Origin of the sequence: Amycolatopsis ponsaeliensis (assembly GCF_030182635.1) — a bacterium.
Lineage (GTDB): Bacteria > Actinomycetota > Actinomycetes > Mycobacteriales > Pseudonocardiaceae > Amycolatopsis > Amycolatopsis ponsaeliensis.
In genome coordinates, this window is the sequence record NZ_JAPZLD010000043.1 from 19,045 (window position 1) to 40,436 (window position 21,392).

At 70.9% G+C, this 21,392-nt stretch carries 18 protein-coding genes; 10 read left to right on the forward strand and 8 right to left on the reverse strand.

Translation table 11 applies throughout. The annotated features are described in order from the left end of the window. Positions 1-23: 23 nt before the first annotated feature. Genes QQ657_RS43330 through QQ657_RS43345 form a run of 4 tightly spaced genes read right to left on the reverse strand, consistent with a single transcriptional unit; the run spans position 24 to position 4,319 of the window. Positions 24-890 (reverse strand): alpha/beta fold hydrolase, encoded by an 867-nt coding sequence (locus QQ657_RS43330; RefSeq protein WP_284748200.1) that lies wholly within the window; start codon positions 888-890, stop codon positions 24-26. Further along, positions 887-2,167 (reverse strand): M20 family metallopeptidase, encoded by a 1,281-nt coding sequence (locus QQ657_RS43335; protein ID WP_284748201.1) that lies wholly within the window; start codon positions 2,165-2,167, stop codon positions 887-889. Before QQ657_RS43335 ends, QQ657_RS43330 begins: the two co-directional genes overlap by 4 nt. Beyond that, positions 2,164-3,096 (reverse strand): DODA-type extradiol aromatic ring-opening family dioxygenase, encoded by a 933-nt coding sequence (locus QQ657_RS43340; protein WP_284748202.1) that lies wholly within the window; start codon positions 3,094-3,096, stop codon positions 2,164-2,166. Before QQ657_RS43340 ends, QQ657_RS43335 begins: the two co-directional genes overlap by 4 nt. Continuing rightward, complete coding sequence (locus tag QQ657_RS43345; protein WP_284748203.1) at positions 3,096-4,319, reverse strand: aromatic ring-hydroxylating oxygenase subunit alpha; 1,224 nt, start codon at positions 4,317-4,319, stop codon at positions 3,096-3,098. The genes QQ657_RS43340 and QQ657_RS43345 overlap by 1 nt, the downstream gene beginning before the upstream one ends. Positions 4,320-4,538: 219 nt before the next feature. On the opposite strand from QQ657_RS43345, the gene QQ657_RS43350 reads away from it, so the two are divergent. Together QQ657_RS43350 and QQ657_RS43355 are read left to right on the forward strand one after the other, a co-directional pair. Then, a complete protein-coding gene (locus QQ657_RS43350) occupies positions 4,539-5,516 on the forward strand; it encodes an NAD(P)/FAD-dependent oxidoreductase (protein ID WP_284748204.1) in 978 nt (325 codons plus the stop codon). Between the two features lie 16 nt (positions 5,517-5,532). Continuing rightward, on the forward strand, positions 5,533-5,868 hold the full coding sequence (locus QQ657_RS43355; RefSeq protein WP_284748205.1) for a ferredoxin family protein: 336 nt from the start codon (positions 5,533-5,535) through the stop codon (positions 5,866-5,868). Between the two features lie 20 nt (positions 5,869-5,888). On the opposite strand, the gene QQ657_RS43360 is transcribed toward QQ657_RS43355, so the two are convergent. From QQ657_RS43360 to QQ657_RS43375, 4 genes are all read right to left on the reverse strand, one after another. Next, a complete protein-coding gene (locus tag QQ657_RS43360) occupies positions 5,889-6,656 on the reverse strand; it encodes an enoyl-CoA hydratase/isomerase family protein (protein WP_284748206.1) in 768 nt (255 codons plus the stop codon). An 11-nt stretch (positions 6,657-6,667) separates the two neighbouring features. Continuing rightward, the gene (locus QQ657_RS43365; protein WP_284748207.1) at positions 6,668-8,872 is read right to left on the reverse strand and encodes a CaiB/BaiF CoA-transferase family protein; all 2,205 of its coding nucleotides are present in this window, start codon (positions 8,870-8,872) and stop codon (positions 6,668-6,670) included. 74 nt (positions 8,873-8,946) lie between these two features. Then, entirely contained in the window at positions 8,947-10,491 is a 1,545-nt protein-coding gene (locus QQ657_RS43370) for an AMP-binding protein (protein ID WP_284748208.1), read from the reverse strand. Between the two features lie 62 nt (positions 10,492-10,553). Then, complete coding sequence (locus QQ657_RS43375; protein WP_284748209.1) at positions 10,554-11,387, reverse strand: IclR family transcriptional regulator; 834 nt, start codon at positions 11,385-11,387, stop codon at positions 10,554-10,556. Positions 11,388-11,683: 296 nt separating this feature from the next. Here QQ657_RS43375 and QQ657_RS43380 point away from each other — a divergent pair, with 296 nt between their 5' ends. From QQ657_RS43380 to QQ657_RS43415, 8 genes are all read left to right on the forward strand, one after another. Continuing rightward, a complete protein-coding gene (locus QQ657_RS43380) occupies positions 11,684-12,493 on the forward strand; it encodes an alpha/beta fold hydrolase (RefSeq protein ID WP_284748210.1) in 810 nt (269 codons plus the stop codon). 106 nt (positions 12,494-12,599) lie between these two features. Continuing rightward, positions 12,600-14,156 carry an ABC transporter substrate-binding protein gene (locus tag QQ657_RS43385; protein WP_284748211.1) on the forward strand — a complete coding sequence of 519 codons (1,557 nt, stop codon included), beginning with the start codon at positions 12,600-12,602 and terminating at the stop codon, positions 14,154-14,156. Continuing rightward, the gene (locus tag QQ657_RS43390; protein WP_284748212.1) at positions 14,153-15,178 is read left to right on the forward strand and encodes an ABC transporter permease; all 1,026 of its coding nucleotides are present in this window, start codon (positions 14,153-14,155) and stop codon (positions 15,176-15,178) included. Before QQ657_RS43385 ends, QQ657_RS43390 begins: the two co-directional genes overlap by 4 nt. Beyond that, positions 15,165-16,832 (forward strand): dipeptide/oligopeptide/nickel ABC transporter permease/ATP-binding protein, encoded by a 1,668-nt coding sequence (locus QQ657_RS43395; RefSeq protein ID WP_284748213.1) that lies wholly within the window; start codon positions 15,165-15,167, stop codon positions 16,830-16,832. Before QQ657_RS43390 ends, QQ657_RS43395 begins: the two co-directional genes overlap by 14 nt. Next, positions 16,825-17,664, forward strand: a complete 840-nt coding sequence (locus QQ657_RS43400) for an ABC transporter ATP-binding protein (protein WP_284748214.1) — start codon at positions 16,825-16,827, stop codon at positions 17,662-17,664. The genes QQ657_RS43395 and QQ657_RS43400 overlap by 8 nt, the downstream gene beginning before the upstream one ends. Next, positions 17,661-18,911 carry a metal-dependent hydrolase family protein gene (locus QQ657_RS43405; RefSeq protein ID WP_284748215.1) on the forward strand — a complete coding sequence of 417 codons (1,251 nt, stop codon included), beginning with the start codon at positions 17,661-17,663 and terminating at the stop codon, positions 18,909-18,911. Before QQ657_RS43400 ends, QQ657_RS43405 begins: the two co-directional genes overlap by 4 nt. A 76-nt stretch (positions 18,912-18,987) precedes the next feature. Next, complete coding sequence (locus tag QQ657_RS43410; RefSeq protein WP_284748216.1) at positions 18,988-20,304, forward strand: MFS transporter; 1,317 nt, start codon at positions 18,988-18,990, stop codon at positions 20,302-20,304. A 32-nt stretch (positions 20,305-20,336) separates the two neighbouring features. After that, positions 20,337-21,299, forward strand: coding sequence for an LLM class flavin-dependent oxidoreductase (locus tag QQ657_RS43415; protein WP_284748217.1), 963 nt, complete (start codon positions 20,337-20,339; stop codon positions 21,297-21,299). Positions 21,300-21,392 lie beyond the last annotated feature (93 nt).

The following is a 21,392-nucleotide window of genomic DNA, read 5'->3' on the forward strand; positions in this document are numbered from 1 at the left end:
GGCGGTCAGGGCGAGCAGGACCTTCATCCGGGGACTCCTTCCGGGACGAGGGAACGGAAGAACCCGTCGACCACGGCGTGGTAGGCGTGCGGGCGTTCTTCCTGCAGGTGGTGCGAGACGTGGTCCATGACGTGCAGGTTGCCGTTCGGCACCATGCGCGCGAGCATCAGCGGGTAGTCGGGCGTGAGGAACGCGTCCTGCATGCCCCAGATGAACAGCACCGGGGCCTGGATGAGGCCGAGCTCGCCGGTCAGGTCCTGCCAGTCGCCGCGGGGCGAGTCCGACATCGCGGCCAGTTCCCGTTCGCCGGGGTCGAGGCTTTGCTCGTAGCGCAGGTCGAGGGTCTCTTCGGGGAGCTGGTCGCCGTCGTACCACTCGAGGCTGGTGATGAGCCGGCGCATCTTCGCGCGCGTCGGGCCTTCGCCGCCGTAGTAGGCGTCGCGGGCGTTGCGGCCACGGCGGCCGCCCTCGGGCAGCGGGGCGAGGGGCCCGTGGAAGACCGGCATGCTGCCGGTGACGACCAGCGAGCGTACCCGGTCCGGGTACTTCGCCGCGAGGTTGAGGGCGATGGTGCCGCCCCAGGAGTTGCAGACGAAGTCGGCGCGCTCGACGCCCAGGGTGTCGAGCAGGGCGACGGTTTTGGCCGCGTGGTGGTCCCACATCGGTCCGGTGATCGGTGTTTTCGCCGAGCGGCCGTACTGGTGGATGTCGACAAGCAGGCATCGCCGGTCTTCGGCGAACAGCGGCGCGACCGGCCCGAAGTCGCTCCACCCGGTGCAGCCGGGGCCGCCGCCGTGGAGGAACACGGTGTCCGGGCCGTACCCGAGGTCGTGGTAGTGGTAGGTGACGCCGCCGCCGTCGGCGTAGTGGCTCTCGGGTGGTGGGGTCATGCTGCTTCCTTCCCGGTGGTGGACAGGGTCGTGCGGGCGAGCACCTCGCACAGGCGGCGCATCGCGCGGACGTCGACGGTGTTCATGCCGCGGCTGAAGTCGACGTCGAACGCGTCGGAGGTGACCTTCGGCATGCCGACGCGGGCGGTGGGGATGCCGCGGGCGCGCAGGATGTTCGCGTCCGTGGCGCCGCTGTTGTCCGGCACGGGTTCGTGGGGCTTACCGGACGTGTGTTCCCACGCCTCGATCGCGGTGCGCACGATCGGCGCGTCGGGCGCGGTGTGTGTGCCGGGAATGGCCAGCACCATCTCCAGTTCGAGACCGGCGTCGAGCCGGTCCAGGAACGCGGCCAGTTCGCGTTTGACGGACAACGGTTTCGTGCCTGGCGCGGTCCGGACGTCCAGGCGGATCCGGCAGGCTGCCGGGGTGACGGCGAGTATCCGTTCCCAGCCGGCGGCGATCGACCCGATGACGCCCTGGGGTGCTGCGGTGGCCGTGCGGTGGCGGGCCGGGTAGTCGGCGAGCCACTGCTCCAGGCGCGTCACCACGTCGGCGGCGGTGACGATCGGGTTGCGGTAGGGCAATCGGTGGCGGCTGCCGGCGTAGGTGTGGATGCCGGGCACGGTGATCTCGAACCAGCACAGCCCGACCTCGTCATGGGCGACGAAGTCCCCGGGTTTCGCGATCACCGCGTGATCGGTGTGCCAGCCGCGTTCCAGCAGGAATGAACAGCCCACGCCGTGGCCGGTGTTGGCCCGGGCCGGGAAGCCCGGCGCCTCGACGGCGTTGGTGGGCATTCCACCGGCACCGAAGGCCACGACGACGTCCCCGGCCAGTTCGGGCCGGACCGCACCCAGGGCCTCGGCGAGCACGAGGATGCACGCCGCGTGGCCCTTCGGGTTGCTCGCCCCGAGGCCTGAGACGAACGGGCCTTCGTCGCGTGCCTCCGCTCGCATGTCCGGCCGCAGCTCCGGGCCGATCCACGGAACGTCCACTTCGGACTGCCCGGTGGTGAGCGTGTCGATCGGCGCGTAGAGCATCAGGTCCTCGCCGCCGCCACCGCCGCCGGATCCGCGCAGGCGGCCGACGGCGTTGGCCTGGAACTCGTCGAGGTGCTGGGTCTGGGCGGCGAAACCGGCCGCGGACAACCGCGAAGCCAGCGCGCGGGCGAGCGGTGCTTCGCGGCCGGTGGGGCTCGGGATGGCCGTGACCGCGCGCGCGGCTTCCCGCAGCCGGTCTTCGGTGATCCGGTCGAGGATCGCGTCGAGGACCGTCACGGCCGGATCACCGCGACCCCCATCCCAGTCAGCCACTCGGGCATGGGGGAGTAGGCCAGCGCGCGGCCCGGCGCGAAGCCCAGCGCGGCGGCCATGACGAGCCAGGTGCGCAGTTCCTGACCGCCGTTGCCGGCCGCCTTCCCGATCTCCTCGGTGGTCAGGGAGGTGTACTTCGCGAGCTCGCCGCGTTCGAGGTCGGCCAGGAAGGCCTCGTCGAACTCGGGGAACAGCACCGGCCGGGCCGCGGTGATGATCTCGCGGCGGCGGCCGTCGTAGCTTTCCCAGTCGCCGCGGCCGTTGAGCCACGCCTCCACGAGGAACTCTTCGTCTTCGCCTTCGGGAGCACGCCAGTCGTCGGGCCAGGGCAGCTGGTGCGAAAGGCCGCCGGACGCGATCACGACCACCCGCAGGTCTTCGGGCAAGGCGGCGATCGCGGCGGCGAGGTTGCGGCCCAGCTCGGCGCAGCGGCCGGTGCGGGGGAGCGGGGCCGCGAACACGTTGACCACCAACGGAACCACGGGAACCGCGATGCCGTCGAGGAGGTACTGGATCGCGTGGGTCTGGCCGTGGTCGATCTGCAGACGCGCCGAGATCGCCACCTCGGTGCCGCGCTCGACGAGGTCCTCGGCGAGCCGCTGGGCGAACTCCGGCGCGGTCTTCTGCGGCCCGGACGGCGTCTTCGCTTCGCCGGAGCCGAGCACCTCGCCGACGCCGAGGGTGAACGGCGGGATCATGTCCAGCCAGAACCCACGGAAGTGGTTGGACCCCACGATGATCGCTACGTCGGGCTCCGCCGCGGCGATCTCGTCCCGCGCTTCGCGTAGTGCGTCGCGGAACCGCTCGGCGCGGTCGGTGTGCACGACCTTGTCCCAGTGGGTGTTCATCAACGTCGAGTGGGACGCCCCGACGCCGAGCACCACACGCGCCATCAGTCCGCCTCCGGAACCGGGACGGTGACACCCTGGGCGCCGAGCCGGTCGACCCGTTCCTCGCAGGTGTCCTCGGCGAGCTTGCGCCACTTGAGCAGCGAGTCGTCGGGCCGGTAGAGCTTCTCCGGTGGGGCGTCGGTCACCTCGACCATCCACCTGTCCTGCCCGGAGAACTGGCCGTGGAACAGCCACCGGACGAAGCCGAGGTACTTGGCGTAGAACGGCAGTGCCTTCACCCCGCGCTGGAAGCTCGCCAGCACGCCGACGTAGAGGTGGTTGTCGGCGTCGACCGGGACGTAGAACTCGTAGTGGATGAACGTCGGGTAGACGATGCGCAGCACGCCGGGCATGCTCACCGAGGCGAAACCCGGGAACTCCTGCGCCGCGATCACCGGATGTGTTTCACGGTGGGTGCTGGTGTTGCCGACGTTGCCGACGTCCTTCGGCGGCTTCAGCTTGAACCACGCCTGGTTGTCCCACTTGCCGAGGCCGGGGAAGTCGGCAGTCCAGTACTGCTTGTCCTGGACGCGGTAGATCCACCGGCCGCGCTGCACGATCCGCGTCTCGTTCCAGACCGGCATCGCCTTGAACAGCCGCCACAACGCGGTGCGGTGCAGGTACTTCGCGTGCCCCTCGTCGTAGCCGTTCTCGCAGGCGAAGCGCCAGTTGCCTTCGCGGGGCTGGATCCGGGAGCCGACGATCGCCTCGTTGTGCACCAGTTCCTCGGGCAGCTGCTCGTCGATCGGTGGCGCCTCTTCGCTGTCGCCGACGAAGACCCACACCATGCCGAGGCGCTCTTCGACCGCGTAGGTGGGCTGGGTGACCTTGCCGCAGATCGGCGAGGCGGGGCCGTCGGTGATCGCGGCCTTGAGGTCGCCGGTCTTCAGGTCGAACGTCCAGCCGTGGTAGGGGCACGAGATCGTGCCGGGGAACTGCTGGTTGCCCTCCGACAGCGGCACACCGCGGTGCGGGCACCGGTCCTTGAGCGCGTACACCTTGCCGCCGTCGCGCACCAGCACGATCTTCTGGCCCAGCACGGTGATCTGCCGCGGCTTGCCGGTGAACCGCGACGCGTAGCCCACCGGGTACCAGTAGCCGCGGAACCCGGCCGCCGCGGCCTGGTAGTGCGGCCAGCTCGACCAGTCCTGCCGGCCCGGCAGCCGCGCCGGTCGCCGGTTCCGCCGGGCCGGGGTGGTGGCCCTCTCCCCGTTCTGCACGCTCATGACCGCTCCAAGTTCGTTGTGCCGAAGCTGACGGCGAGTCCACCACCGTGACCGCCGCCGGCCAACGCCTCTGGTCCGCTCACCGAACCCGGTCCGAAATCGGGCGTGTGGTCCGCTCAGCGGTCCGCGATCCGCTCGCGCGCTGCGGCACCCGCCTAGGGTCCGAGAGATCTGCGGACGCTGTCCGTCCACTCTCGACACATTCACGGAGGCTGGCCCATGCCCCTCGACACCGACATCCTTTTGGTCGGCGCCGGACCGACCGGGCTCTATGGCGCCTACTGCGCGGGCTTCCGCGGGCTGAGCACCGTCGTGGTCGACGGGCTGCCCCAGCCTGGCGGGCAGATCGCCGCCCTGTACCCGGAAAAGGAGATCCTCGACGTCGCCGGACTGCCGCGGGTGCGCGGCCGCGACTTCGTCTCCGCACTGCTCGACCAGGCTGACCGGTACCGCCCGGAGTACCTGCTGGGCCGTCAGGCCGTGACGCTGACCCGCGACGACGAGGGCTGCCCCGAGGTCACTCTGTCCGATGGACAGGTGATCCGCGCCGGCGCGGTGATCCTCACGGCCGGGATCGGCACGTTCACCCCGCGCAGGCTGCCCGCGGGCGAGGACTTCCTCGGCCGGGGCCTGAGCTACTTCGTCACCGACCCGGACGTGCACACCGGTCAGAACGTGCTCGTCGTGGGCGGTGGCGACAGCGCGGTCGACTGGGCCCTGGCCCTGGAGCCGATCGCGAAGTCCGTCACCCTCGTGCACCGCCGGTCGGCGTTCCGCGCGCACGCGGCGAGCGTCACGGCCGTTACCGAAGGCGGCACGCGGATCGTCACCGACGCGGAAGTCGAAGCGCTCGCCGGAGAAAGCATGCTGCGGCTGGCACACGTCCGCGTGCGCGGCGAAGAGCTGCCGCGAGTGTTCGAAGTGGACGCTGTGATCGCCGCGCTGGGATTCGTGAGCAACCTCGGGCCCGTCGCCGGCTGGGGCCTGCGGCTGCGTGGCCGGTCGATCCTGGTCGACTCGCGGATGCGCACCAGCCTGGACCGGGTCTACGCCGCCGGGGACGTGACCGAGTACGAGGGCAAGGTCCGCCTGATGTCCGTCGGCTTCGGCGAAGTCGCGACGGCGGTGAACAACGCCGCCGTCACGCTCGACCCGGAACTGTCCCTCTTCCCCGGCCACTCGACCGAGAACTCCTGACCCCGGAAGGAAAACCATGGCCTACGTCATCGGCGCCAACTGCATCGACGTCACCGACCGCGCCTGCCTGGACGTCTGCCCCGTCGACTGCATCTACGTCGGCGAGCGCAAGAGCTACATCAACACCAACGAATGCATCGAATGCGGTGCCTGCGAACCAGAGTGCCCGGTGGACGCGATCTTCGTCGACCGCAAGGCCCGCGGAGACGAGAGCAAGGCGGTGTTCGTCACCGACTCGATCGCGTTCTTCGAACAGCCCCTCCCGGGCCGGGACGCACCGCTGGGGGACCCCGGCGGCGCGGGCACGGTCGGCGACCTCGGCGTGGACACCCCTATGGTCGCGCAGTACTGAGGAAAGGGCGGCGCCGCCCTTCAGCGTCCGGTGAACTCCGGTGGACGCTTGTCCAGAAAGGCCTGCAGCCCCTCGGCGGCGTCCGAGGTGCGGGTCAGCTCCAGGACGCCCTTCTCCTCGCGCAGCAGCGCTTCCTCGATCGGCAGGCCGTGGCCCTCGTCGACGATCCGCTTGAGCAGGCCGATCGCCGCGGTCGGCTTGGCGGCGAGCAGGTGGGCCTCTTCGGCGACCGCGGCGTCGAAGAGGCCGGACTCGGCCACGCGGTCCACCAGCCCGAACTCCAGGGCCTGATGCGCGGTGAGCCGGGTGCCCTCGATCATCAGCCGCTTGGCGCGGTGCGGCCCGACGAGCCGGGGAAGGCGCTGACTGCCGCCCGCCCCGGGGAACAGGCCGAGGGCGATCTCGGGAAAGCCGAAGCTCGCCGCGGCCGAGAGGATTCGCAGGTCGCAGGCGAGCGATAGCTCCGCACCGCCGCCCAGCGCGTGTCCGTTCATGGCGGCGATCACCGGTTTCGGAGCCCGCTCGAGGAGACGCTGCACGTCGATCCAGCCGCGCATCTTCGCCTGGTTGGCGTCGGACAGGTCTCGCATGACGTTGATGTCGGCGCCGGCGATGAAGAACTTCCCGGTGCCGGTGATGACGATGCAGCGCACCGCGGGGTCCTCGGCCAGCGGCGGCAGCACCTCGAGGAACTCCGCGATCACACCCGGGTCCACGGCATTAGCGGGGGGCCGGTCGATCCGGATCGTCGCGACTCCGGCGTCCCGGGTGGTGGTCAGGACCGGCATACGGGTTCCTCTCATTCGGTGATCCCAGCGGCACGCAGGGCCGCCAAGCGGTCGTCGTCGATGTCCAAGAGCTCGCGAAGGACGGCTTCGGTGTGCTCGCCCAGCAGGGGAGCGGGAGAGGTGAGCGCGCCCGGGGTCGCCGTCAGGCGCGCGACGATGCCCTCGTGCAGCACGTCGCCCGCGATCGGATGGGTGAGCTTCTGGTAGAAGCCGCGTTCGGTCAGGTGCTCGTCTTCGACGATGTCCCGGCCGGTGGCGACGACGGCGGCCGCCACCCTGGCGGCCTGGAGCCGTGCGGCGACTTCGGTGGCGTCCTGTCCGCGTGTCCAGCCGGCGAGGGCGGCGTCGATCTCGTCTTCGGCCGCTCGACGGTCGCGGTATTCGGGCAGGCCCGCCAGGTCACGCAGCGCCGCCCACTGCGCCTCGTCCTGGGCGGTGATGGCGACCCACCGGTCCTCTCCGGCGGCGGGGTAGACGCCGTGCGGCACCGCGTGCCGCGACCGGTTCGGGTGCGCGGCGGTGCGAGGATCGTCGTCCCCATCATCGAGGACTGCCGGACCCATCGTGGCTGCCATCGCCTCCAGCTGGGACAGATCGACGTGCCCGCCGTACCCGCGGACGAGCAGGTCCAGCGCGCCCAGCACCGCCGCGTTGGCGGCGACCATATCTCCCAGGCCGAACACCAGGCCCTGCGGTGGCTCGCCCGGATCGGCCGTCTCAGCGGACAGGCCGGACATCGCGGCGAGCGTGTCGGCGAAGGTGACAGCCTTGCGCCACGGCCCGGTATGCCCGACGCCGGACATCGACACCAGAATCGCGCGCGGGTTGATCTCGCGCAGTGATGCGTAGTCCAGGCCCCACTTCGCCAGCACGCCGGGACTGAAGTTCTCGACGATGACGTCGCAGCGCGCGGCCAGCTCCCGCAGCACGGCCTGCCCCTCCGGCGTGCGGAGATTGAGGGCGACGCTGCGCTTGCCGCGGTTGAAGTTGAGGAAGTAGCCCGAGTCGTCCGGGCCGGCGTCCGGCCGCAGCCGCATGGACGGCGAGAACCGGGTCGGGTCGTGCCGGTGCCGCGACTCGACCTTGACGACGTCGGCGCCGTGCTCAGCGAGGATCTTGGTCGCGTACGGCCCGGCCAGCACCCAGGTCAGGTCCAGCACCCGGACGCCGTCGAGCGGGCCTCGGCCCATCGCGGCCCGTGGGCGTGGCTCGCTGGTCCATGTGCCTTCCACGAGCGGGGAGAGCGTCACAGGCCGGGGCAGTCCGGGCGCGTCCCAGGGGAAGCCGGCGTTCTCGGTGCCGTCGACCGAGACGAAGAACCGCCGGTCTCGTAGCTGGGGATTGTCGGTCAGCTCCGCCGGCGGTGTCACTTCGGCCCACGGCAGAGCGCGGCTGCGCCCCTGCTCGGCGACCTCTCGCGCGGTGCGCTTCGCTACGAACCGGGCGATCACCTCGTCGACGTGCGGGCGCTCCGCCCAGCGCACCACCTGGTCGGCGAACCGCTCCTCCAGCAGGTCGCCCGCGTCCCCTTCCCCTTCCTCGGCCAGCCAGGTCTGCAGGCCGGTCCACATGCGTTCGCTCCCGGAGTAGCCGCCAGCGACGTACCCGTTGGCGGCCTCGAAGATCCGGTGCGCGACGTGCTCGTAGACGCCGCCGTTGCGGACCGGGAACCGGCCGGCGTGGATCCACGAGATCGCGCCGGTTTCCAGTGTCGCGGCGACCGCTTCCTGGGCCGAGACGTCGATCAGCTGCCCGCCGCCGGCGAGGACGCCCAGCAGGGCCGCGATCGCGCCGTGCGCCCCGGCGAGCTGGCAGGCCTGCTCCCGTGGCGGGGGTTTGGGCTGCTCACCGGGTTTTCCGCCGAGCCAGGTCATCCCGCCGGCGGAGGCGAGCACGAGGTCGCCGCCGACCCAGCCACGGCGCGGGCCGGTGAGCCCGAACGGTGTCACGACCACGTGGACGGCGTGCGGCCAGCGCGAGGTGCCGTCGGCGTGCAAGCCTCGCAGCTTCGCGACCGGACCACTCTCCAGGACGACGTCCGTTTCCCCGGCGAGTGCGTCGAGGTCAGCCGCCGCGGCAAGCTTCTTCCCGGCGTGCCAATGGGTCCGCTCATGCCCGGTCAGGTCGTCATCGACGCGGACGACGTCGGCGCCGAGCCCGACCAGCAGCCGCGCGCCTTGCCTGGCCAGTTCGTCGGTGAGGTCGAGTACGCGCAACGCTGTCCTCCAGGTGGCACGGGAAAGGTCTTCCGACCGTAGGGAGCGGCGGCGTCCCGGCGGTCGCCCGCGGTTCACTGGGCGGACCGGGCTTCGGCGTCCCAGGTGGACTCGTCCGGGGTAGTCGGCAGCAGGGACTTGACGACCTTGCCGCTGCCGTTGCGCGGCAGCTCGCGGGTGATGCGCACGTACCGCGGCTGGGCATGCCGGGGCAGCCGGGTCCGGCACCAGTCCCGCACCGCCGGCCCGTCGAGCGCGTGGTCGGCGGTGGCGAGCACGACGAGGAGCTCCTGTTCGGTGAGGTCGGACTCGACCCCGACCGCGGCGGCGTCGACCACGCCGGGCAGGGCGCGCAGCACCTGCTCGACGTCCCAGGTCGCAATGTTCTCCCCGCGCCGCCGGACGACGTCCCCGCGCCGCCCGGCGAAGGTCAGGTAGCCGTCGGCGTCGAGTCGGCCGCGGTCGCCGGTGCGGAACCAGCCGTCCCGCAGCACCGCGGCGGTGGCGCCGGGGTCGCCGGCGTAGCCGCGGAACCGCATGTCCGGCAGCCTGGCCCGGGCGGTGATCTGCCCGGTACGTCCCGATGGCAAAGCCTGTCCGGTCTCGTCGAGGATCGCGACCTCGTATTCGGGGACCACCCGGCCGGCCGTGCCCGGCCGCCAGTCGTCCGGGGTGTTGGCGGCGACGTCACCGAGTTCGGTGCTCGCGTAGGCCTCGAGGGCCCGCACGCCGAAGCGGTCGAGGAACCGGGCCGCCAGTTCGGTGGGTGCCGGTGCGCCGTAGGCCAGGCGGACGGCGTGGTCGTGGTCGTCGCCCGGTCGGCGATCCAGGATGGCCAGCATGGCGCCCATGAAATTGAACGCCGTGATCCCCTCGGCGCGGCAGATGTCCCAGAACCGGGACGCCGAGAAACGGCGGTGGGCGACCAGCCGTGCGCCGGTGAGCAGCGCGGGCAGCAGAGCGGTGTGCCGGACGTTGACGTGGTGCAACGGGAAGACGTTGAGCAGCACGTCGCCGGGTCCGTACCCCATCGTCGCCGCCACCCGGCGCGCGTGGCGAAGGGCCGTGAAGTGCGGCAGCTCGGCCGCCTTGGCCCGGCCGGTGGTGCCCGACGTCGACAGCACGACGAGCAGGTCCCCGGCCGCGGGCAGGTGCTCCCGCACCGCGGCCGGCGGCAGCTCGTCCAGGAACGGATGACCGGCTGGGCCGGGGTCGTCCTCGAGGACCAGCACGACCCGCTCCACCCGGTTCAGCATGGCGTGCAGGGCAGGGTTTCCTGCCAGCGCGGACGTGCCCGCGACCAGCACCGTGGAACCGGTGGACCGCCGGATCGACTCGGCGCCCGAGATCGCGACGTCGAGCGCCAGCGGCACCTCCACCGCGCCTTGCCGGGCGAGCCCGAAGAGCAGGTTCACGGCCGCGCGTCCCGGCCGCACGCAGGTCAGCACGCGAGTGCCGGGCGGGACACGGAGCCGGGCGGCGAGTGCGCGCGAGCCCTCGTCGACGTCACCGATCCGCAGGCGCGTGCCGTCGTCGAAGCGGACGAGTTCGCGGTCCGGATCCTGTCGTGACCGGCTGTTCAGGAGATCGACCGGAGTGCTTGCCAGATCTTCGCTCACCCGGGTGATCGTCGGGCCCGGTTCGAACCCCGCCCAAGTGGCCGGACCGCTCAGCGGACCGGTCAGCCGGCCGCGCGTTTCACCGGGGCCGGCGCGATGGTGAAGGGCTCGTTGCGCACCACGGAGGCGGTCAACAGCGCGCGGTCGAGCGCCCGCTCGATGGTGGCTGCGGCCGAGCGCAGCTCGGGCAGCAGGCGTCGGGGCGCGAGGTGGGCGACCGGCGCGGTCGTCGACACCGCTGCGTGGACCGTGCCGTCGGCGCCGGTCACGGGCACGGCGAGGCTGCCGACGCCGGGCATCGTCTCTTCGATCTCCAGGGCGAACCCCTTCGCCCGGACCACCGTCAGCTGCTTGCGCAGGTCGTCCACCGAGGACACCGTGCGGGAGGTCAGGTGGGTCAGTCCGGCCGCGCGGAAACGGGCCAGGTGCTCGTCGAGATCGGGGGCGGCGGCCAGCAGGACCTTGCCCGTCGCCGTGCCCGGCGCGGGCAGCCGTCCGCCGATGCGCGAGTGTGAGTGGATGTTGGCTTCGCCCGCGACCTTTTCCAGGAACAGCACGTGTGCGCCGTCGAGCACGGCCAGGTGGATCGTGGCGCGGGTGGCGGCGAACAGGTCGGTCAGTGCCGGCCGGGCGACCGCGCGCAGCACCGCGGTGGCCGGGACCCGCTGGCCGAGCTCGAACAACCGCAACCCGAGCTGGTAGCAGTCGCCGCGGCGCTCCAGCAGCCCCCACTCGACGAGCTCCTGCGCCAGGCGGTAGGCGGACGCCTTCGGCACTCCGGACCGGCGGCTCAGGTCGGTGAGCCCCAGCTGGTAGGCGCCGGATTCGAAGGCGCCGAGCAAGAGCTGGGCCTTGCCGAGGACAGAGCTCGGACGACCCGCGTCGTCTGGTGACATGGCGCCTCCTCCGCGGCCCGGCAACAAGCCGTGATTATCACCATCCGGCAAGATCCAAGTCCAGCGGACGTCACCGTCCGTTACGAGCGTGTTTCCGACGGCAGCCGTCGTGGAACGATCCGGCGGCCCGGTCCGGTGGGCGGACCGCGGAGGTAGGTCGACCGGCCGTGACGGCGTTCACTCCCGGGACCGTCTCGCGGCGTCGCGAGCACGATCGAAGGTAACTCTCGGTGGAGGTCGATGGTGGCGAAAACGATTCCGGCCAGGGCTGCCGTCGTCCGAATCGGACAGACCGCATGACCACTGTCGAGTACGGCTACGTCACGGTCCCCGGCGGCCAGGTGCACTACGCGGAGCAGGGGAGCGGACCGGCCGTTCTCCTGCTCCACCAGACCCCGCGCTCGCTCGACGAGTACCGGGAACTGCAGCCACTCCTGGCCACCGGCCACCGGGTGATCGCGCTCGACATGCCGGGATTCGGCAACAGCGCAGCGCTACCCGCTCCCCAGCGCATCGAGGACTACGCCCAGGGCACCCTTGCGGCGTTGGATGCACTCGGGGTGGGCCGCACAGCGGTGCTCGGTCACCACACCGGCGGTGTGGTAGCGGTCGAGCTGGCCGCCGCGGCGCCCGACCGGATCACGGCCGTGGTGCTGTCCTCCACACCGTGGACCGACGCGGGTTACCGGGCGTCGCATGTGGATGGTCCCGGAGTGGACGGTGCCGTCCGGGAACCCGGCGGCGGCCACCTGCTCGCGTGGTGGGAGCAGCGACGCCCCTACTACCCGGCCGGGGCGACCGGCTTGCTGGACCGATTCGTCCGGGACGCGCTGGCCCCCGGCGTGGATCCGCGCGAAGGCCACCTGGCCTGCGCACGGTACCGGATGGAGCGGCGGATCGGGCTTGTCCGGGCTCCGGTTCTGCTCCTCGGCGGGGCCGACGACCCGTTCGCGTTGCCCGCGGTGGAGCCTTTGGCCCGGCACCTGACCGCGGCGGCGGTCGTGCACCGGGCGGTGATCGACGGCGGCACGGTCGCGCTCATGGAGGACAAGGCCGACGACGTCGCGGCCGTGGTGCTGCCGTTCCTGCACCGGTTCGTCCCGTGACCCCACCACGGTCCACCTGGCGGACCGGCCGCGGCCGAGCCGCCGATCAGGCTTGCACCATGGGCGTTTGATCGAGTCGCCCTTTCGTTCTCGTGATGGAGGATCAGTGCCCCGTCGATCTGCGGTGACCGCGGCCGCTGCCCTGCTGTGCGTTGCCGCGGCCGGGTGCGGGGTGGCCGCCGGCTCCCCGGACACGCTCTACATGTCCCTGAACACCGATCCCGCGACCTTCGACCCGGCCCTGGCCAAGGGCGGCGACGACTACACCGTGGCGCGCATGATGTTCGACACCCTGGTGCGCAAGGACCAAGGAAACACCCTGGCGCCCGGCATAGCGTCCCACTGGTCGGTCGAAGACGCGGCGCACTACACCTTCACCATCCGAAACGGACTGACCTGTTCGGACGGCAGCCCGATCACCCCCTCGGTGGTCGCCGCGTCGCTGAATCGGTTCGTCTCCCCGAAGACCGGCTCGACCGCCCGGACGCTCGCGCTCGGCACGGCGAAAGCGACGTTCACGGCCGACGACACCACGCACACGGTCCGCGCGGCCCTGACCAAACCGTGGGCCGACTTCCTCACCGGGCTTTCCCTGCCCCAGGCGGGAATCGTCTGCCCGGCCGGGCTGGCCGACCTCCCCGGCCTCACCGCGGGTACGGTCGTCGGGGCCTTCTCCGGCCCGTACTCGCTGACATCGTCCCAGCCCGCCGTGACCTACGATCTGACGCTGCGCGCGGGCTACACCGCCTGGCCGGCCTTCAAGACCCCGCTGGCCGGGCACCCCGCCCAGCACGTCAACTTCACCCCGATCGGGGACTACTCGACGATCGCCACCCAGCTGCTGGCCGGTGGCCTCGACGTGGGCACGATCGGCGACGAGAACGCCAACCGGTTCAACGGCAACACCGCCTTCGCCGCGTCCACGGCCGACAACATCACCACCTACCTGACCTTCAACGAGCGGCCGGGCACGGTGTTCGCCGGGCGCCAGGACCTGCGCGTCGCGGTCGGGCAGGTGCTCGACGCCCAGATCTTCAGCGACGTCATCAGCGGCCGGCGCGGCAGCACGACGATGTCCGTCGGTTCCGCAAAAGTATTGTGCGCCAACAAGAATTCGTCGCTACTGATCGAGCCGGACCTCGTCGCGGCCCGCCGGAAGCTCAGTGGGCTGAAGATCGCCGTCGCGGGCACGAACCTGCTCCAGGGTGGCAACGACTACGTCGCGGAAGCGCTGCGCAACGCCGGCGCCACCGTCACGCTCGCGTCGCTCGACAACGCCACCTGGAGCACGGTGACCTCCGGGGGCACCAGCTGGGACATCAACATCCAGGGCGACAACAACCTGATGGGCACGCTGACGTCGTCGCTGCTGCGCGTGATGGGCCCGCCGACCGAAAAGGGCGGGCGCAACAAGACCGGCGAGGTCAACGACGGGGGCTACCGGGATCTCACGGACGCGATGAGCCAGGTCGACCGCGGCGCGCAGTGCAGCAGGCTGCAGGCCGCCCAGGAGTCGTTCCTGCGGCGCGTCGACGCGATCCCGCTGGCGACCCTGCCCTCCACCACCTTCGCCGTCCAGGGCGTCAGCGTTCGCCAGTTCGACGACTACCTCGACCCCGCCACCCTCCGCATCACTGCCCAGCCGGAAGGCAGCTCGTCATGACCACCACCCTCGACCGGCCGCTCCGCGCGGCCGGGCCACGGCCGGGAGCCGCCTCGGTCTGGCTGAAGTTCGCATTCCGGCGCCTGGCCGGCCTCGTCGCCATCTTCCTCGCCCTGCTCGTCGTCTCGTTCCTGATCGTGCAGCTCATCCCGGGCGACCCGGCGACGGCGCTGGCAGGCGCCGACGCGGGTCCGCAGGAAATCGCGCTGGTGCGCGGCCAGCTCGGGCTGGACCGGCCGCTGTGGGAGCAGTTCGCCGGCTACACCGGGAACGTCCTTTCCGGACACCTCGGGACGTCGTTCATGTATCGGCAGCCGGTGGAGACGATCATCTTCAACCGCCTGCCGTTCACCGCGACGATCGCGCTGGCCGGGATCACCGTGGTCCTGCTGGCCGCAATCCCGCTCGGCATGCTGATCGGAGTGCTCACCCGCGGAGGCAGGCGCCGGGGGCTGGACACCACCTTCGGGATGACCACCGGGTTCCTCGACTCGGTCCCGGGCTACATCATGGCATCGTTGCTGGTCGTGGTCTTCGCGCGGGGGATCGGGCTGTTCCAGCTGTTCCCGCCCGCGTACACACCGCGCTACGGCGCGAGTTCGTTCGTGCTGCCCATCGCGGCGATCGTGATCGGTCCCATCTGCACGGTCGCCCGCGTGGTGCGCCGGGAGACGGCCGTCGTCCTCGAAACCGACTACATGCGCACCGCGCGCGGGTGGCGGCTGCCCGCGGTGCGACGACACGTCCGCTGGGCGCTGCCAAACCTGCTCACCACCACGCTCACCCTGAGCGGCCTGGTGCTGACCGGCATGATCGGCGGCGCGATCATCATCGAAGCCGTGTTCGCGCTGCCGGGGCTCGGTAGCGGCATCATCAAGGCGATCCTCGACCGCGACTACCCGGTCATCCAGGGCATGGTGCTGGTCATCGGCATGATCACCGCCCTCGTCAACCTCCTGGTCGACATCCTGCTCGGCCTGATCGACCGCCGCACCCTCGGAGGCTCCCATGTTTCGGCGTGACCGCCACCGGAACGCCGGACCGGGTCTGCTGATCGGCCTGGTCCTGCTCGCCGTCGTCATCGTGATCGCCGTGGCCGCGCCGATCCTGTTCGCAGACCGGGCCGACGTCCTCGGTCCCCGGTTCGCTTCGCCGTCCGGCGAGCACTGGCTCGGGACGGACGCGGCCGGGCACGACGTGTTGCTGCGCAGCCTGGTCGCCACCCGACTCACCCTGCTCATGACCGCCGCGGCCACGGCCGTCGCGGTCGTGCTCGGGGTGTTCGCGGGCACCGGCGTCTGGCTGTTGCGCCCCCGCGGCCGGGAGCTGAGCCTGCGCGTGATCGACGCGATGGTCGCATTCCCCGGCCTGCTGCTGGCCCTGGTCGTGGCCGCGGTGCTGGGCGCGGGCGCCGGCTCGGCGGTGGTGGCGATCGGGGTCGCCGGGATCCCGTACTTCGCCCGCCTGACGGCGAACCTCGCCGCCCGCATCTCCCAGCAGGAGTACGTGTCCACCGCCCGCCTGCTGGGTGTCGGCCCGCTACGCGTCGCCGTGCGGCACATGCTGCCCAACATGGCCGAGCCCCTGCTGGTGTTGTCCGCGTCAACGTTCGCCACGACACTGACCGCCATCTCGGCGCTGTCCTTCGTCGGCCTGGGTGTCCAGGCGCCGGCGTACGACTGGGGAAAGCTGCTCAACGAGGCGCTTCCGTCGCTGCTGGCGGGCCGTCCGTCCCAGATGGCCGGTGCGGCCGTGCTCATCGTGCTGACCGGGCTGGGTGCGGTCCTGATCGGCGACGGGCTGGCGGCCAGGGCCAACCCGCGGTCCGCGGCGGCGCGGACGCGCGGAACCGCCCCGGCCGAAGCCGGCGCTACGGCGGGTGACTCGCTCGTCGACGTCCGTGACCTGCGGATCAGCTCGGGTGATGAGGACCTGGTGAAGGGGATCTCCTTCGGGGTCCGGGACGGCGAGGTCGTCGGCATCGTCGGGCAGAGCGGGTCGGGTAAGACGCTGACCGCGATGGCGCTGGCCCAGCTGCTGCCCGACGGGCTCTCGGCAAAGGCCGCGCAGCTGTCCCTCGGTGACCTCGACCTATCTGCGCCGGTCGCTCCGGCACTCATGGCCGAAACGGTGAGCCTCGTCTACCAGGACCCGGGTTCGACGTTCAACCCCGCGCTGCGGATGGGCACCCAGCTGACCGAGGTGCTGCGGGTGCACCGCCGAACGGGCGCACGCGTCGCTCGCGAGCGCATCCTCGACGCTCTTCGTGCGGTTCACCTCACCGAGCCGGAACGTCGGTTGCGGCAGCACCCGCACGAGCTCTCGGGCGGGATGCGGCAGCGGGCGATGATCGCGACCTCCCTGGCCACCCGTCCTCGGCTGCTGATCGCGGATGAGCCCACGACCGCGCTGGACGTCACCGTCCAGGCGGAGATCCTCCGAGAGCTGCGTCGCCTGAACCGCCGTCAGGGGATGGCGATCCTCGTGATCTCCCACGACATCGGCGTCGTCCGCGCGCTGTGCGACCGCGTCCTGGTGATGTACCACGGCGAAATCGTGGAAGAGGTCGCGGCGGCCGGCCTCACGGTGGACGGGGTCGAGCACCCGTACACGAAGGCCCTGCTGGAAGCGACTCCGGAGCTCGACGTCCCGGTGAAGGAGCCAGTCCATGACTGAAGAGCCCATCACTGACGAGCAGAGCGCGGTGCGGATCCGCGACCTCGAAGTGAGCTACGGGACGGCCCGCGTCCTGCACGGTGTCTCGATCGACGTCGCACCGGGCCGCACCGTCGGCGTCGTCGGCGAGTCCGGCTCGGGCAAGTCGACCTTGGCCCGGACGTTGGTGGGCTCGCTGCGCCCGGCGGCGGGCAGCGTGCGCATCGCCGGTGTCGACGTGCACGCCGTGCGCGGTGCCCGGCGGAAGGTGCTGCGCCGCACGGTGCAGCTGATCCCGCAGGATCCGTACTCCTCGCTGGACCCGCGCCGCACGATCGGCGACGCGCTCGCCGAGGCGCTCGACCCGCGCCGGGCGAACGTCAAGCGGCATCGCGACGAGATCGTGCACTGGCTGGAAACCGTGCGCCTGCCCGCGGAGACGATGGCCAAGTACCCGCACGAGTGCTCGGGTGGGCAGCGGCAGCGCGTGGCGATCGCCCGAGGGCTGATGCTTCGGCCCGCAGTGGTGATCGCCGACGAGATCACGAGTGCCCTCGACGTCTCCGTCCAGGCCGAGATCCTGGACCTGATCGCCCGGCTGCGTGCCGAGCTCGGGCTGACCATGCTGTTCATCTCGCACAACCTCGCCGTAGTAAGGCAGGTGAGTGACGAGGTCGTCGTGCTCTACCACGGCGACATCGTGGAAAAGGGCCCGGCGGAGCGGATCTACACCCGGCCGGAGCACGCCTACACGCGCAAGCTCCTGGATTCCGTGCCGGGCGCTCCCGGCTTCGACATCGAACCGCTTGACGACGACGCGAGGACCGAACTCGCGGATTGGAGTGCGCGATGACCCCGAAACGGATCGTCCTCACTGGTGCCACCCTCATCGACGGAGTGTCGGACGTTGCACTGCCGGGAGCGGCCGTCGTGATCGAAGACGGCGTGTTCGCCTACGTCGGCCCAGCCGCGGCTCGACAGTCCACTTCGGACGAGATCGTGGTCGACCTTGGCGGCCGTACCATCCTGCCGGGGTTCTTCGACTGCCACGTGCACTTCCTGATGGACAGCAACGCCGACTTCACCGGCAAGATGCTCACCAACCGGCCGGTCGTCAATGTCTTCCAGCGGGCCCGGCGCATGCGCGACACCCTCCACACGGGCGTCACGACCGTCCGTGACCTCGGCGGGACCGACGCCGGCTACCGGGACGCGGTCGAGCTGGGCCTCATCGACGGCCCCCGGCTGCACGTCGCGCTGCGGCTGATGAGCCATACGGGCGGACACGCCGACTTCCGCCTGCGGAGCGGGTTCGACCCTTCCGCATTGCTCGGGCCGTTCAGCGAAATCGTCGACAGCTCGGACGAGGTGCGCGCCGCGACCCGGCGGCTGCTGCGGGAAGGCGCCGACGTGATCAAGGTGTGCGCGACCGGCGGTGTCAACAGTCCCAGTGACCAACCCGAGGATGAAGGCCTGACCACCGAGGAGATCGTCGCGATCGCCGACGAGGTCCGCCGGCACCGGGGGCGGCCGATCGCCGCTCACGCCCAAGGCGCCCAGGGGATCAAGAACGCCCTCCGCGGTGGTGTGACGAGCATCGAACACGGCTACCTGATCGACGACGAGGGCATCGACCTGATGCTGGAGAAGAACGCATATCTCGTGCCGACGCTTTCGACCTTCGACATCGACCCGGCGAACTACCAGCCGGACGCGTACGCGAAGAAACAGCGCATGGCCGAGTCGGCGATGACCCGCCTGAGCGAGGCCGTGCGCCGCGGCGTCAAGGTGGCGTTGGGCACGGACTCGGGGGTCGGACCGCACGGCCGGAACCTCCGGGAGCTCGCACACATGGTGAAGCTCGGGATGTCGCCCTTGGACGCGATTCGCGCCGGCACGGTCACCGCGGCCCGGCTGCTCGGCGTCGAGGACCGGCTCGGCAGCATCTCCGCCGGGAAAACCGCGGATCTCGTGGTGTGCGAAGGAGACCCGCTCGCGGACATCGGCGTCCTAGGGGACCCGCGCGCCATTTCTCTGGTCCTGCAGGACGGCGAAGTGAAGAAGGGATCCTTGGCGGGGTTCGGTGCTCCGGTCCGCTGACCGAACCTCGACATTGCTGTTCCCACGGCCCGGAACGGACAGTACTCCCACCTGAACGGCTCATCCGGAGGCAGCCATGTCCGTTGGTACACAACCGCATCGACAACCGGCCAGGGCCGCACTTGCGGGGTGGTTCGGCACCGCCATCGAATTCTACGACTTCGCCGTCTACGGCCTGGCGGCGTCGCTGCTGTTCCCGAAGATCTTCTTCCCCGCCGCCGATCCGGTCGTGGGTACGCTGATTTCGCTGTCCAGCTTCGGTGTCGGGTATGTCGCACGGCCTTTCGGTGCCCTCCTGTTCGGGCACCTCGGTGACCGGATGGGCCGCAAGTCCATCCTGGTCACCACGCTGATGATGATGGGTGTCGCGACCACCGCGATCGGGCTGCTTCCGTCGTACGGCACCCTGGGCATCGCCGCGCCGGTCCTGCTGGTCGTGCTCCGGATCGTGCAGGGCGTGTCGCTCGGCGGCGAATCCAGCGGTGCCGTGCTGCTCACCGTCGAGCATGCCGAGAAGCACCGTCGTGGCTTCTTCGGCGGAATCCTCAACACCGGCACGGCCGTCGGCACCATCTTGGCGAACGGGATGTTCCTGCTGGTGTCGCAGCTGCCCGAGGACGACCTGCTGGCGTGGGGCTGGCGGATCCCGTTCCTGGTGAGCGTGCTGCTCGTGGTGGCAGGGCTGGTGATCCGGCTGGGATTGCGGGAGAGCCCGGAGTTCGCGGACGTCAAGGGCACCGGCTCTGTCCACAAGCTGCCGCTGGTGGACGTCCTGCGCAGGTGCGGTGGCACGGTGGTCCTGGTGACGCTGGCGACCGTCGGCGCAGGGATCATGATCACCGTGACGTCGGTCTACGTGCTCACGTACGGCAAGACCGCGCTGGGCCTCAGCACGTCCGCGATGCTCGACGTGCTGCTGCCCGGTTTGTTCGTCGTCGTGATCGCCGCGCCGCTGTACGGCCGGCTGGCCGACCGGATCGGGCCGCGGACCGTCTTCGCGGTTTCCGCCGCATCGATGGTCGTGCTTCCGTTCGTCTGGTTCCCCCTGCTGAACACGAGGAATCCGGGGTTGATGCTGCTCGGGTTCGTCCTGCTGTTCGCTGGGTACTCGGCCAACTACGCGATGTTCCCGGTGTACTTCTCCCAGGCGTTCCCGGTTTCGCTGCGCTTCAGCGGGATGGCGATCGGGTTCACCCTCGGCACGATCGCCGGGAACGCCTTCGCACCCGCGATCAGCGCGTTGCTGCTGGAGGCAACCGGCACCTGGGTGTCGATCGCCGGGTACATGGCGGTGGCGTCGGCGGTCAGTCTCGTCGCCGGGCTCTTGCTGCGGGAAGCGCCTTCCGGGCAGCCGGAGGTGCTCCGCCAGGAGTTCGGAGCCTCGGCGGCATGAGGATCGGGATCCGGGTTCCACCGTGTGCACCCGTGCCCGAACTGGTCGCTTTCGTCCAGGAGGTGGAATGCCGGAAATTCGATGATGTGTGGTTCCCGGATTCGCAGCTGCTGTGGCGAGACGTCTTCGTCACCGCGGCCGCGGCCGCGGTGGGCACGTCGCGGATAGGCTTGGGCACGGCGGTGACGAACGTGGTGACCCGGCATCCGTCGGTGGTGGCCGGCGCGGCGCGGACCGTGGCCGAGCTTGCGCCTGGACGGTTCGTGCTCGGCGTCGGTGTGGGCAACAGCTCGGTCGTCCCGGCCGGGCTCGCCCCGTCGGCGCGAGCCGAGCTGCGCTCCGGCGTCGAAGTGATCCGGCGTCTGCTGGCCGGAGAGGAGGTCGGCTTCGGCGGTGTGCGGTCCCGATTGCGCGATCCGGTGGCCCTGCCGGTCCACCTGGCGGCGAGCGGGCCCCGGAACCTGCGGCTGGCCGGTGAGATCGCGGACGGCGCGATCCTGCTGTCCGGGGTTGCTCCGGAACCACTGGCGGCCGCGATGCGGCAGGTGGCGGCCGGTGCCGCCGGGCGGACGCCGGTCCCGATCACCGTGTCGGCGTTCTGCCGCGTCACCGGCTCGGTGCGGCGTGACGCCCGGGAGCTGAAGCCGGTATGCCTGACCATCGCGGCGAACGGCGGGGCGGCCTTCCTCGAGAGGGCGGGAGTCCGGGTACGCGTACCCGCCCAGTTGCCGGATGCAGCCCCGGATCTGCTGCACGCGGAGTCGTGGGAGGCCGCGGTCCGTGCGTCCGAGTCCTTCGTGGACGATGATGCGGCGGAGGTATTCGCCCGGAAGTTCTGCCTGTTCGGCACGGCCGAGGAGATCGCCGCCCGACTGGCGGAGTTGCGGCGGTCCGGCGTGGCGGCGATCCTCCTGCAGCATGTGGGCTCCTACGACCTGCCGCGGCGGTTGGTCGCCGACTTCGCCCGCGAGGTGCTGCCGGTCCTGAGACCCTAGGGGGCGACCCACCAGGTCCGTATCTGAGCGAGTGCTGTCGCCGACGGCAGCCGAGTGCACCTGCAGGGTCGGCTCGCCGCGCACGAACCGCTC